This is a genomic window from Pseudomonas sp. G1002 (assembly GCF_013385455.1).
Taxonomy (GTDB): Bacteria; Pseudomonadota; Gammaproteobacteria; order Pseudomonadales; family Pseudomonadaceae; genus Aquipseudomonas.
In genome coordinates, this window is record NZ_JACAPY010000021.1 from 84,038 (window position 1) to 96,852 (window position 12,815).

The window sequence follows — 12,815 nt, forward strand, 5'->3', positions numbered from 1 at the left end:
ACTTATGAACAACCGTCGATTCGCAAGAACCGTTGGCTGGCTGGCGCTGCCGTGCCTGGTCGCCGCAGGCCTGCTGGCCTGGTATGTCACCCGCGAGCCTGTCTCGCCGCTGGGGGCCGAGCCCGTCGCCACGGACCCGGCGCTGGTCGCCCGAGGCGAGTATGTCGCCCGGCTCAGCGACTGTGTGGCGTGCCACAGCGTGCCCAACGGCAAGCCCTTTGCCGGTGGCCTGGAAATGGCCACGCCGCTGGGGGCGATCCACGCCACCAACGTCACGCCAGACCCGGAAACCGGCATTGGCAGCTACAGCCTCGCCGACTTCGACCGCGCGGTGCGCCAGGGTGTCGCGCCGGGTGGGCGCCGCCTGTATCCGGCGATGCCGTACCCGTCCTATGCCAAGCTCAGCGACGATGATGTACGCGCCCTGTACGCGTTCTTCATGAAGGGCGTGGCGCCGGTGCAGCAGGCCAATATCAAGAGTTCGATCCCGTGGCCATTGAATATGCGGTGGCCGATCGCGCTGTGGAATGGCGTGTTTACCGACAGCAAGCCCTACGTAGCAAAGGCCGGGAAAGATGAGCTGTGGAACCGCGGCGCCTACATCGTGCAGGGCCCGGGGCATTGCGGCAGTTGCCACACGCCACGGGGCCTGGCCTTCAACGAGAAGGCCCTGGATGAAAGTGGCAAGCCGTACCTGGCCGGTGGCTTGCTCGACGGCTGGTACGCACCGAGCCTGCGGGACGATCCCAACACCGGCCTGGGGCGCTGGAGCGAGCCGGAAGTGGTGCAGTTCCTCAAGACCGGTCGCAACAAACATGCGGTGGTTTATGGCTCGATGACCGAGGCGTTCAACAACTCCACGCAGTTCATGAGCGACGATGACCTGGCGGCGATTGCACGCTATCTGCGGTCGTTGCCGGGCGACGAGCAGCGCGACGGTGCGGCCTGGCAGTATCAGGCGGTATCGGCTGCGCAACGCCTGGATGCGCCGGGTGCGCATACCTATGTGACCCGCTGCGCCTCGTGCCACGGGCTGGAAGGCAAAGGGCAACCGGACTGGATGCCGCCGCTGGCGGGCGCCACTTCCGCACTGGCCAAGGAGGACGCCTCGGCGATCAACATCACCCTCAATGGCTCGCAGCGCGTAGTGGCGGCCAATGTGGCGGACGCTTATCGCATGCCGGCGTTCCGTGAGCAGTTGTCGGACCAGGAGATTGCTGAAGTGCTGACGTTTGTGCGCGGCACCTGGGGCAATCAGGGTGGGGCGGTGGATGCCAAGGCGGTGGGCAAGTTGCGTGAGCACACGGGCCCGGCGAGCAGCAGCCCGATCATTCTGCAAATGCGCTGAGGGAAATGCGCCTTGTGAGGGAGGCGCTTTATGTAGGAACTGCTTTATGTGGGAGCGGGCTTGCTCGCGAAGGCGGTGGGTCAGTGAAGAACTTGCTAACTGACACACCGCCTTCGCGAGCAAGCCCGCTCCCACATTTTCAACCGCGTTTCGGCAGTTTCCAGTTGGGTCGGATGAAGTGGCAGGTATAGCCATTCGGAATCCGCTCCAGGTAATCCTGATGCTCCGGCTCCGCTTCCCAGAACGGCCCCGCCGGTTCGATTTCCGTCACGACACGGCCTGGCCACAACCCCGAGGCATCCACATCCGCTGCGGTGTCTTCAGCGATGTCGCGTTGCTGTTCGCTCAGGTAATAAATCGCCGAACGGTAGCTGGGGCCCAGGTCGTTGCCCTGGCGGTTGGGCGTGCTGGGGTCGTGGATCTGAAAAAAGAACTCGAGGATCTGCCGGTAAGTGATCACCGTCGGGTCGAAGACGATCTCGATGGCTTCGGCATGGTTGCCGTGGTTGCGATACGTGGCATTCGGCACATCGCCGCCGGTGTAGCCGACCCGCGTGTGCAGCACGCCGGGGTAGCGGCGCAGCAGGTCTTGCATGCCCCAGAAGCAGCCGCCGGCGAGCAGGGCGGTTTCGGTCGGGTTGGTCATGGTCTGTGCTTCCCCTTGTTGGATACCTCGCTAGTTATGGGGGCAGGTTGGACGATTCCAAGGTCGAGGGGCGCGCCTTCGATCGGCTTTGTCCGCGTTGCCCGCAGCGCCATCAACAGCGCCAACACGGGTGCCAGGGTAAACAGCGCGAACAGCCAGCGCGCGGCATGGGCGATGCCGCCATTGCCCGCCACTTCATTGATGCCCGCCATGTTCGAGATCACCCCCGCCAGCGCCGCGCCCATGGCCATGGCGAACAGTTGCAGGGTGGTGATCGACGAAGCGGCCGTGTCCTTGTCCTGTTCCGAAGCCACTTGCAGGATGCGCGTCAGCAGGTGCGGCCAACCCAGGCCGATGCCGAACCCCACCAGGAACAGCCCCAGGCAGATAGGGGCCAGCAATGTCCATTCGCCCTGGCTGGCGATGGGCGTAGTGATCGCCAGCATCATCAAGCCCGCCACGATAAACAGCGGCCCCGCGATGATGGCGCGATGTGGACCGCGGCCGGTCCAGCCGGAGCTGATGATTTCCGAGACCGTCCAGCCGGCCGCCATCAGCGCGGCCATGTAACCGGCGATCAGCGGCGACTGGCCATGCAAGTGCTGCAGAAAGTACGGCATGAAGATCTCGCTGCTCATGCCGATCACCAACAGGCAGGTGGTCGCATAAAGCGCGCAGAGCGGGGTGCTGAACTTCAATGCATCCCGGGGCAAAAGACGCACGGTGGCGCTGGACTCCTTGCGGATCAACAGCACCACCAGCACGACGCAGGTGGCGATACCCAACAGGTTCCAGCTCGGCAGCGCCGAGACGCTGCCGGCACACACCGCCAGCACCGCGCCCGCCAGCAGCACCAGTTGCGGCACCGGCAAACGGGTGGTAGCGGTCGCCGTGGTGTCGCGTGGGGGCAGGGCGCGGCTGGTGAGTACCATGTACGCCAGGCTCACCGGCACCATCGAGCCGAAGGCCAGGCGCCACGCGTCCATCTCGGCAAACACGCCACCCACCGCCGGCCCGACGAGCGTCGCCACGCCCCACATCCCCGACACCAGTGCCATTGCGCGCGGCCACAGGCGCTCTTCGAACACCAGTTGGATCATCGAGTAACACAGGGCCAGCAAGACCCCGCCGCCCAACCCCTGGATGGAGCGCCCCGCGAGCATCACCGGCATGTTCGGCGCCAGGGCACAGATCAGCACGCCTACCATGAACACCAGTGTGGCCAGCGCATACGCCAGCCGTGGACCGGTGCGTTGCAACAGCTTGGAGGTGAGGGCGGAACCGAGGATCGAGGCCACCACGTACAGTGTGGTGCTCCACGCATAAAGCGCCAGGCCGCCGATTTCGGCCACCACCGACGGCAGGATGGTGGTGGCGATGTAGGTGTTGGTGGCATACAGCGCGATGCCGCCTGAAAGGGCAATGGAGCGGGTGGCGTTCTTGCCGCTAAGCAACTCGCCCCAACTGCTGTCTTGGGTTTGCATCAACGATTCCTTGTAATGCGTTCGCGGTATGGAAGCCGGCGAAGGGCATAAGCGTCAGGCTTGAGGTAATTAACCAAGCAATTGCTTTTAATATTGCGTTGAGGCGAATTATTTTGCAAGGAATGACTTGTCAGGTGGCTGAGTCGCTATGGCAGCCGAGGGGGGAGCGTGAGACGCGCGGTTTCCCACGGCCGGCAGCACTTCACACCATCAGTTTCCGGCTGAACTTGGTTTCCATCACGATATGCGAAGCGGTGTGCGCCACCCCTTTGATCATGTTGATCCTGATGAGCTCGGCATTGAGTTCGCTCAGGGTGGCGGTGGCCAGGTGAATGATGAAATCGGACTCTCCCGAGACCGCGTAAACGGCCTGCACCGCTTCCATCCTGCGCAGCGAGGTCATCACATCGGTGTAGCTCTTGTTGGTGCAGGAGGTCATGGTAAAGCAGGTCACCGTCTGCTGAAGTCGGTCCTGGTCGATGCGCACGCTGTAGCCGGTGATGACGCCGGCCTTTTCCAGGCGGGTAATCCGCTCCTGCACCGCAGAGCGCGAGACCCCGAGCTTGCGGGCCAATGACGCGGTGGGTTCGCGTGCGTTGGCTTGCAGCAGGCCAAGCAATTGCCTGTCCTTGTCGGTGAGGTTAAACAGTGGACCGGGATTCTGCGTATCCATGGACACGTCCTTGACCCTCGCTGGGGTTCAGTTTTTATGAGTCGCCCTGTGTTGCGAGCGCTTTTCCTGAAACATATCCATCATTTTCAGGCCGGCGTAAACCGTTTGTGCGGCCGCCGGGCCCAGGGGGCCGCCATTCCATTCCAGGCCGTAGGCATCGAACAGGCGGTAGCGATCGGTTTCGCCGCAGATCGCCTCGGCGATGACGCGTGCGCCGATCGGCGCGGTGTTCATACCATGGCCACCAAATGATGTACACGCCCACAATCCCTGCCCCAGCGGGCCAATGTGCGGCATCTTGTGCCGCGCATAACCCATCAACCCGGACCAGGCCTTGTCGATCCTGATGCCGCGCAATTGCGGATAAACGTCGAGGATATCCTGCGTCAGCAATTGCCCCAGGCGTTTCTCATCCTGCAGGTTGCGCGTGGTAATGCGGCCGCCCCAGAGCAGGCGGTCGCCCTCGACGATGCGGTAATAGTCCGAGGCCCGGCGGTTATCGCCCACGGCATCGGAGGTACAGACCGCCTCGGCCAGGCGATCGCCCAGGTGCTCGGTCAGCACTGCATAGGTCGCGATGGGCAGGAAGGCGCGGCGTAATTTGCCGAACTCAGGCCCCCCATAGCCGCCGCAGCAGTACACCACGTGGGCACAATCGACAGTGCCCTGATCGGTGATGACCCGGTGTCGCCCGTTGCGGCTTTCGACGGCGGTCATGGGCGAGCGTTCATGGATTTTGCCACCACTTTGCTCGATCAGTCGGGCCAGGCCGAGGCAATAGTTCAAGGGGTGGAAGTGAAAGCCATGGTTGTCGCGCAGCGCCTGGAAATACCGCTCGGTCTTGAGCTTTTCGCGCACCGCCTGGCGATCCAGGTAGTCGAGGTGAAAGTCGAAATCCGCGGCCATTTTGTCCCGCACGCGCTGCAGGTTGTCGCCATCTTCGTAGCGCACCACACTCAGTTTTCCGGGGGTTGGCGTGCAGCCGGGCAACTGATGACCGGCGATCATGCCCCGAACAATTTCGACGCCTTCAAGCGACAGGTTGAACAGCGCGGCGGCCGTCGGTTTGCCGCAGCGTCGCTCGATGGCGGCCAACCCTTCGGACCAGCCCTGGAGCACGAAGCCACCGTTGCGTCCCGACGCTCCCCAGGCCACGCGACCGGCATCCAGCAGCACCACCGACTGCCCGCGGGAGACCAGTTCCCACGCCGTGCTCAGCCCCGCCAGCCCGGCGCCGATCACGCACACATCGGCCCGGGCGTTGCCACACAGCGCCTGGCGTTCAGTCGTGTCGCGCATCGTGGCGGTGTAGTAATTGTTGTTATAGGTGTACATGAAGTCGGTCGTCCTTTTTTCGCGGCGCAGGCATACAGCGCGCCGCGTCGAGGACGGGGCGCCTGTACGGCCTGTGGGGGTTTTTACTGCACCTGGGTGAGGTCGGCGCCGTACCATTTCTCTGACAATTGCTTGAGCGTGCCGTCGGCTTTCATGTCGGCGACGATCTTGGTCAGCGCGCTGTTGAACGCTTCATCGCCCTTGTCCACGGCGATGGCCAGGGGTTCGTAGTAGGCGGGTTTGCCTTCCACCCTGACGATGGGGTAGCCATTCTTGACGGCGGCGACGATGGTGGGCAGGGCGGACAGGGTTGCGTTCAGGCGCACCCCGTTCCCCATGCGCAGGTCATCCAGCGGGCCCATGCTGTCGCCGTACGTGCGAACCTCGCCGGGGGTGACTTCGTAAGTGAACGGCGGCACATCGGCGGCGTCGATCTTCAGGCGGCGGTTGATATAGTCCTCCGAAGTCGTACCGGCTTCGACGCCGATGATCTTGCCGTTCAGGTCCGCCACTTTGGTCTCGGCCGCGTCCTTGTGCACCGCGAATACATACGGCGTGTAGTAGTAGATCGCGGGGAAGTCGAGCACCCGGGTGCGCTCGGTGGTAGGCGTCATGGAGCCGACCGACAGGTCCCAGCGGCTCGACCAGCGCCCGGCGGTGATGATCCCGTATTCGGGCGTCACGAAGTCGACTTTGCTGCCCAGGCGTTTGCCGATTTCGCTGGCGACGTCGATATCGAAGCCTTGCAGCTTATTGTCCGGGCCCAGGAACGATTGCGGTGGCCAGTTGGCCGAGGTGGCCACCTTGATCACCTTGGTTTCATGGATGCGGTCGAGGGTCGAGCCCGCCCAGGCCGCGCCTGTGAGGCTGGTGAGGGCGGTGGCGACAGCGGCTGCGGTGAAGAAGCGAGTGAACGAGATCATGGGTAAGCCTCCAGTATCTTGAGTGCGGTGCCTGTTGTTTTTATCGGTGACTTCGCAAGGTTCGATGGTGCTGCTCAGTGGCTGAGAATCTGCGACAGGAATTCCCGGGCACGCTCGTGCTGCGGGTTGTCAAAAAACTCGGTGGGTTTGGCTTGCTCGATGATGCAGCCCTGGTCCATGAAGATGATCCGGTCGGCCACCCGCCGGGCGAATCCCATCTCGTGGGTGACGCAGACCATGGTGATGCCGTCCTGGGCCAGTTCGCCCATCACGTCCAGCACTTCCTTGACCATCTCGGGGTCAAGGGCCGACGTGGGCTCGTCGAACAGCATGATGCGCGGGCGCATGCACAAGGCCCGGGCAATGGCGACGCGCTGCTGCTGGCCGCCCGAGAGCTGGCTGGGGTATTTGTCGGCCTGGTTCCCGATGCGCACCCGGTCCAGGTATTCATAGGCCAGCTCGCGGGCCTGGGGCTCGCTGAGCTTGCTCACCAGGCGCGGTCCCACCATGAGGTTCTCCAGCACCGTCATGTGCGGGAACAGGTTGAACTGCTGGAACACCATGCCGACCTGGCGCCGTATGCCCGCCACGCAGGCGGCATCACGGGTCAACTCGGTGCCCTCGATGAACACGTGGCCTTTCTGGAAGTCTTCCAGCAGGTTCAGGCAGCGAATCAACGTGGACTTGCCGGAGCCCGACGGCCCGCAGACCACCACGATTTCACCGCTGGCAATGTGCAGGTCGATGCCCTTGAGCACATAAAAATCGCCATACCATTTATGCATGTCCTGGATCGATATTGCAGGGTATGGAGCAGGGACTATTGAGGGCTGATTCATCGTCATGCTCCTGGTTCAGCGATGGGCGCGGTTGAAGTGCTTTTCCAGGCGGGCCTGGACGGTTTCCAGCACGATCGACAGCAGCCAATACAGCACGGCGGCGGTGATCAGCATTTCCAGGTGCCGGAACTCGGCACGTCCCTGGGTTCGTGCCAGGAACATCAGCTCCCAGACGCCGATCACCGACACCAGCGAACTGTCCTTGAGCATCGAGATGAACTGGTTGCCCGTTGGCGGAATGATCAAGCGCATGGACTGCGGGAGAATCACCCGGGTCATCGTCTGGAACGGGTTCAGGCCAATCGCCCGCGAGGCTTCCCACTGGCCCCGCGAGATGCTGCTGATACCGGCGCGGAAGATCTCCGTCATGTAGGCGCCATAACACAGCGAGAGCGCCAGGATCCCGGCTGGAACCGCCCCGACGACATAGCCCAGTTGAGGGATGCCCAGGTAAATCAGATAGATCTGGATCAGCAGCGGAACGCCGCGGAAAAACGAGGTGTAGAAGCTCGCAATCGCAATCGCGAAGCCGTTGGAAGACAAGCGCGCGGTGGCGCCCAGCAGCGCCAGGACGAACGCAATCGCAATCGAAATCGCCGACACGTAGACGGTGGTGAACACCCCCTGGGTGATCATGAAGCCGATTTTGGTCGCGATGAAACTGTAGGAAAGGTTGAAGGTGTCGAAGAACAACAGGAACAGCACCAGCAACTCGCACCAGACCGTGATGATCTGCGCGCGCAAGGGAAAGCGGCCAAGGATGAACAGGTTCAGCACCACCGTCAGGGTGAACGTGCCGCCCACTGCAATATCTCGTGCCAGTGGTGCCTTCAGGTCGAGAACGATGGGGCCCATCAAGTGGGAGAGGCGGCCTTCACCGACGCCGCAGGCGAGCGTGATGATGAAAATCACCACGGCCACCGCGCCCATGAATACCGCGCTGTCCGTCATGCGGGTCTTGACGATATGGTCTCTGTACATGGCTTACGCGCCCCGGGGTGAGCCCCTTTATTGTTGTAAGCCCATTATGGGTTGACGAAATGCCGGGCGGCACCCTGCGCAATGTTGGGATTTGCGGTTTTTATGAGCGTATGAGGGGAGGGAAGCCGTACATATGCCGGGCGGAGTCATCAGGCTTTCGCCAGCAATCATTTCGCGCCAGACTCATGGGCATTCATCGCCCCAAGGTAGCCACCATGATTTCCCATGTGTTTTTAGGTACAGGTGATTTTGATCGGGCTTTTGCTTTCTATTCGAAGGTGATGGCTGAGTTGGGCCTCAGGTTGAAATTTTGCGATGCGGATAAACCGTGGGCCGGTTGGGTGGCTGAAACCGCACCTCGCCCGATCTTCGTCATTGGGGCGCCATTTGATGGCAAACCGAGTGCACCTGGGAATGGGCAGATGGTGGGGCTACTTGCACCCAGTCGGGAAGCGGTTAGAAGAAGTTATACAGCGGCGTTGGCGCTCGGCGGGATATGTGAAGGAGAGCCTGGATTAAGGCCTCACTACCACCCCGATTATTACGGCGCGTATTTTCGAGATACTGATGGCAACAAGCTGTGCGTGTGCTGCCATGATCCACAAGCAAATTACCCTCGGTGAGGGTGAGTTGAACGAGTAAAAGCTGAGGCTGGGAACGCTGAACAGGGCTGAGGGCGTTGGGGCGGGTTTGGAACTGGGATTGAGGTAGTGATCCATGGCGCGCTGGGCGGCCTGGTGGAGTTTTGGATCGGAAGTTCCCGTAGGATTAGGGGTAACCTTGAACATTGTCTGGATGCTCCATTTTGGTCCCCGCCTTATCGCTACTAAACGAAAGGTGGCAGCTGTGTGCAGGTTAGTAGAGCGGATATTCCAGACAAAACCGGCGCGCCCGAGGGCGCCCTGCACACAGCCACCATTAAACACAGACAAAGACGTCTGACAGATGATGCTTATGCACATTGCCTAGAATACTTCGGGCTACTAAACCCGATCACTGAGGTTTCAGCGACCGAGCAACCTTAGAGCCCCATCCCCAAGCGCACAAGCCGGCGGATTCTGACGCAACTGTAGGCAATGGAGCAAGGCACCTCACGGCTTGCTATAGGCCATGTACTCATTCTGCAAGACAATATGGTCGGCCACGTACTTCGCATCATGCCAAACCCCGTAGATAAACGAAGACGCGCGGTTCACCAGGTTCGGCAAACCCAAAAAGTAAATCCCGCTTTCCGCCGAAATCCCGCGCTTATGGAAAGGCTCACCTTTCTCGTCGAACGCATTCACTTTCAACCAACTGAAATCAAAACTGAAACCCGTGGCCCACAGAATCGTGGTCACACCGGCCTCAGCCAAATCCAGGCTCAGGATCGGATTCACCAGGCACTCCGGGTCAGCCAACAATTCCCACGCCTCAGGCTCCGGCGCAAACGGCAGGCCGTTCTGCTCGATATAGGCGTCGGCATCCCGCAGTACATCAAAGTAGGCACGGTCACCTTCAGCCACGTTAGCCGCCAGGCCGGGCTCAAACTCCATCACGCCTTCATTCCACGACCGAGTAACACCCACCAGCGTAATGCCCATGTGCGCCAGGCGGCGGAAGTCGACGGTCTTGCCGCCTTCATAGCCACTGACGGCAAACGCCACATGCTTCTTCTTCGGCTGGATTTTGACCTCGTCCCACAAGCCCAGCGCGCCCAGCCACCAGCAGTAATCACGGCCACGATACGAGCGAGGAGGGCGATAGTGTTCGCCCACCGAGAGGTACACGGTCTTGCCGGCCTTTTGCAGTTCCTCGGCAATTTGTGAACCCGATGCGCCAGCGCCCACCACCAACACAGCACCCTCGGCCAACTGGCCGGGATTCTTGTAGGCCGAGGAGTGCAGCTGTTGAACCGTGGCGTGTGCGGGCACCAGATTCGGAATGGACGGACGTTGAAACGGGCCTGTCGCCGCAACAACGTTGGTGGCTTCGATCACACCCGCCGAGGTGGTCACCTTGAACCCGGGGCGACCCACGTGGCGTTCCACTTGCTGCACTTCAACCCCGGTGCGCACCGGAGCCTTCAGCATGTTCACGTACTCTTCAAAGTAGGCCGCCATGCGCTCTTTCGGCGGGAAGCTCTCGGGGGAAATGCCTTCGAATTTCATGCCGGGAAAACGGTCGTGCCAGGCCGGGCCGTTGGCGACCAGCGAGTCCCAGCGCTCGGACCGCCAGCGCTCGGCGATGCGGTTACGCTCCAGCACGATGTGCGGCACGCCCATGAGTGACAGATGCTCGCTCATGGCGACCCCCGCCTGGCCTGCGCCCACCACCAGGGTGTTGATCTTTTCAACTGACATGTGAGCTTCCTAAAGATAAGCGACCATCGACCGGTATCAGTGTGATCAAGCAACCGCCAGCCGGAAATTATGCTTTTTGAACGTAGAGGTTAGGCAAAACCAAAGCCCTTCAATCGGCCTCCAGCAGCTCGGCCACCGCCGTCAGGGCCAGGCGGTAGCCCAGCGCGCCGAGGCCTGCGATCACGCCGGTGGCGGCTTTGGACACATAGGAGTGATGACGGAAAGCCTCGCGCTTCCAGATGTTGCTCATGTGCGCTTCGATGATCGGGCCGTCGAACGCCAGCAGCGCATCGAGAATCGGCACCGAGCTGTAGGTCAGGCCGGCGGCGTTGATGATCACCGCGTCGGCGTTGAGCCGGGCCTCCTGAATCCAGTCCACCAGCACCCCTTCATGGTTGCTCTGGCGAAAATCCAGGGTCAGGCCCAGTTCGATAGCGTGGCGCTGGCAGCACGCTTCGATGCTGGCGAAGCTTTCGCTGCCGTAGGTGCCGTTCTTGTCCAGACCGTACAGGTTGGCGTTGGGGCCGTTGAGGAAATACACAGTGCGGGGCATGGCAAGCTCCAGGTGGCTCATGGTTGCTGGTTGGGGTTCCAGTCATCCGGCACCACCGCAATCACATCGATCTCCATCAACCACTCCGGCTGGCCCAGACCCGAAATCACCAGGCCGGTGGAGATCGGGAACACGCCCTTGAGCCATTTGCCGACCTCCTGGTACACCGGTTCGCGGTAGCGCGGGTCGATCAGGTAGGTGGTGGTCTTCACGATGTGCGACAAATCGGAACCGGCTTCCTCCAGCAGTTGCTTGACGTTTTTCATTGCCTGTTCGGCTTGCGCGCGCGGGTCGCCGAGGCCGATCAGGTTGCCGTCGAAGTCCGTGCCGATCTGGCCACGTACATAAATGGTATTGCCGGCGCGCACGGCCTGGCACAGGTCGTTGTCCAGCGCCTGGTTGGGGTAGGTCTGCTTGGTGTTGAACATGCGGATACGGGTATGGGTGGGCATTGCTGGCAACTCATGAGGCGCGGAATAAATCCAGCTTCACATTGGCCTCGCCCGCGCGAAACCAGCATTTGCGCGAGGTAATGCTTAGGCAAAACCGAAGCGCCATCCGCCGGCGTCAGCGTCGGGCTAAAACAGCAATCGGCATGAACCATGCAACGCTGTGTTTGAGGCAGGCGGCGCCGGCTTGGCGTCAGCTTATTGATGATGTGGAGGCGTGATGCTCAGTCGTATTACCCAGCGCCAACTGGAATATTTCGTGGCTTCCGGTGAGGCAGGCAGCATCAGTGCGGCGTCTGAGCGCATTCATGTGTCGTCGCCGTCTATCTCGGCTGCGATCACCCACATGGAGGCCGAGTTGGGCATCCAGCTGTTTGTGCGGCATCACGCCCAGGGCATTTCCCTCACGGCAGTGGGGCGCCAGGTGATGCAGGAGGCCAAGCTGATCCTGGAGCAGATGACCAACCTCTACACCATCGCTTCCGAGTCGCTGAACACCGTGCGCGGACCGCTGCGGGTGGGTTGCCTGGAGTGGCTGGCGCCGATGATCACCCCTGAGCTGGTGTTTGGTTTTGGCCGCGCGTTTCCAGGTGTACGCCTCACGCAAGTGGAGGGCAACCACGAGGAAATGCTGGAAAAACTGCGCAGCGCCGAGATCGATATCGCCCTGACCTACGACCTGGTGACCAGTGACGACATCGACTTCCAGCCGCTGGCGCAATTACCGCCGTATGTGATGGTGGGTGAGTACCACCCGCTCGCAAGCCTGTCGGCGGTGAGCATGCTCGACCTTGAGGATTACCCGGTGGTGCTGCTGGACACGCCCTGGAGTCGGGAATATTTCCTCAGCTTCTTTATGCAGGCCGGTACCACACCGAACATCATCATGCGCTCCAGCAACCTTGAAACCGTGCGCTCGATGGTTGCCAATGGCATCGGCTATTCCTTCGCGAATGCCCGGCCCAAAGCCAATCTTTCCCAGGACGGCAAGCGCTTGATCCGCCTGCGCTTGTCCGGCCCGCACCGGCCCATGCAGCTGGGCTATGCCACGGCGAGCAATACCCAATTGTCCCGCGTGGTGTCGGCGTTTGCCGAGCGTTGCCGCATGTTCGTTTCAGACCAGTACATCCCGGGCATGGCGGCCCCGAGCTTTTTTGATGCCCATGCGGTGCGCACCCTGAACGGCGCGGGCTGAGCCGCGTGCTTTCCTGCTTTTCTGTGGGAGCTGGCTTGCCTGCGATG

Annotated in this window: 13 protein-coding genes; 3 read left to right on the forward strand and 10 right to left on the reverse strand. The window is 61.6% G+C overall.

Annotated elements, in window-relative coordinates:
• Positions 1-4 precede the first annotated feature (4 nt).
• Complete coding sequence (locus HX801_RS11215) at positions 5-1,348, forward strand: cytochrome c (RefSeq protein ID WP_003215611.1); 1,344 nt, start codon at positions 5-7, stop codon at positions 1,346-1,348.
• A 139-nt stretch (positions 1,349-1,487) separates the two neighbouring features.
• Here HX801_RS11215 and msrA read toward each other — a convergent pair whose 3' ends face one another.
• The 7 genes from msrA to HX801_RS11250 all read right to left on the reverse strand — a co-directional run bounded on the left by msrA (position 1,488) and on the right by HX801_RS11250 (position 8,229).
• A complete protein-coding gene (gene msrA / locus HX801_RS11220; protein ID WP_102605137.1) occupies positions 1,488-1,994 on the reverse strand; it encodes a peptide-methionine (S)-S-oxide reductase MsrA in 507 nt (168 codons plus the stop codon).
• A complete protein-coding gene (locus HX801_RS11225) occupies positions 1,991-3,478 on the reverse strand; it encodes an MFS transporter (RefSeq protein WP_177022100.1) in 1,488 nt (495 codons plus the stop codon). Before HX801_RS11225 ends, msrA begins: the two co-directional genes overlap by 4 nt.
• Before the next feature lie 202 nt (positions 3,479-3,680).
• On the reverse strand, positions 3,681-4,151 hold the full coding sequence (locus tag HX801_RS11230; RefSeq protein WP_003215617.1) for an Lrp/AsnC family transcriptional regulator: 471 nt from the start codon (positions 4,149-4,151) through the stop codon (positions 3,681-3,683).
• A 27-nt stretch (positions 4,152-4,178) separates the two neighbouring features.
• Positions 4,179-5,486 carry an FAD-binding oxidoreductase gene (locus HX801_RS11235; RefSeq protein WP_177022101.1) on the reverse strand — a complete coding sequence of 436 codons (1,308 nt, stop codon included), beginning with the start codon at positions 5,484-5,486 and terminating at the stop codon, positions 4,179-4,181.
• 83 nt (positions 5,487-5,569) lie between these two features.
• Positions 5,570-6,409 (reverse strand): transporter substrate-binding domain-containing protein, encoded by an 840-nt coding sequence (locus HX801_RS11240; RefSeq protein ID WP_177022102.1) that lies wholly within the window; start codon positions 6,407-6,409, stop codon positions 5,570-5,572.
• A 74-nt stretch (positions 6,410-6,483) separates the two neighbouring features.
• Positions 6,484-7,248, reverse strand: coding sequence for an amino acid ABC transporter ATP-binding protein (locus HX801_RS11245; protein ID WP_023658742.1), 765 nt, complete (start codon positions 7,246-7,248; stop codon positions 6,484-6,486).
• A gap of 15 nt (positions 7,249-7,263) precedes the next feature.
• Complete coding sequence (locus HX801_RS11250) at positions 7,264-8,229, reverse strand: amino acid ABC transporter permease (RefSeq protein ID WP_008434702.1); 966 nt, start codon at positions 8,227-8,229, stop codon at positions 7,264-7,266.
• Positions 8,230-8,444: 215 nt separating this feature from the next.
• Here HX801_RS11250 and HX801_RS11255 point away from each other — a divergent pair, with 215 nt between their 5' ends.
• The gene (locus tag HX801_RS11255) at positions 8,445-8,852 is read left to right on the forward strand and encodes a VOC family protein (protein WP_177022123.1); all 408 of its coding nucleotides are present in this window, start codon (positions 8,445-8,447) and stop codon (positions 8,850-8,852) included.
• 468 nt (positions 8,853-9,320) lie between these two features.
• On the opposite strand, the gene HX801_RS11260 is transcribed toward HX801_RS11255, so the two are convergent.
• From HX801_RS11260 to HX801_RS11270, 3 genes are all read right to left on the reverse strand, one after another.
• Entirely contained in the window at positions 9,321-10,571 is a 1,251-nt protein-coding gene (locus HX801_RS11260; protein WP_177022103.1) for an NAD(P)/FAD-dependent oxidoreductase, read from the reverse strand.
• Positions 10,572-10,680: 109 nt separating this feature from the next.
• Positions 10,681-11,124 (reverse strand): type II 3-dehydroquinate dehydratase, encoded by a 444-nt coding sequence (locus HX801_RS11265; RefSeq protein ID WP_023658744.1) that lies wholly within the window; start codon positions 11,122-11,124, stop codon positions 10,681-10,683.
• Positions 11,125-11,141: 17 nt separating this feature from the next.
• The gene (locus tag HX801_RS11270; protein ID WP_003215629.1) at positions 11,142-11,576 is read right to left on the reverse strand and encodes a RidA family protein; all 435 of its coding nucleotides are present in this window, start codon (positions 11,574-11,576) and stop codon (positions 11,142-11,144) included.
• A gap of 217 nt (positions 11,577-11,793) precedes the next feature.
• Between HX801_RS11270 and HX801_RS11275 the strand changes: the two genes are divergently transcribed.
• Positions 11,794-12,768: a LysR family transcriptional regulator gene (locus HX801_RS11275; RefSeq protein ID WP_008434694.1), complete on the forward strand. Its 975-nt coding sequence runs from the start codon at positions 11,794-11,796 to the stop codon at positions 12,766-12,768.
• The last annotated feature ends 47 nt before the right edge of the window (positions 12,769-12,815 follow it).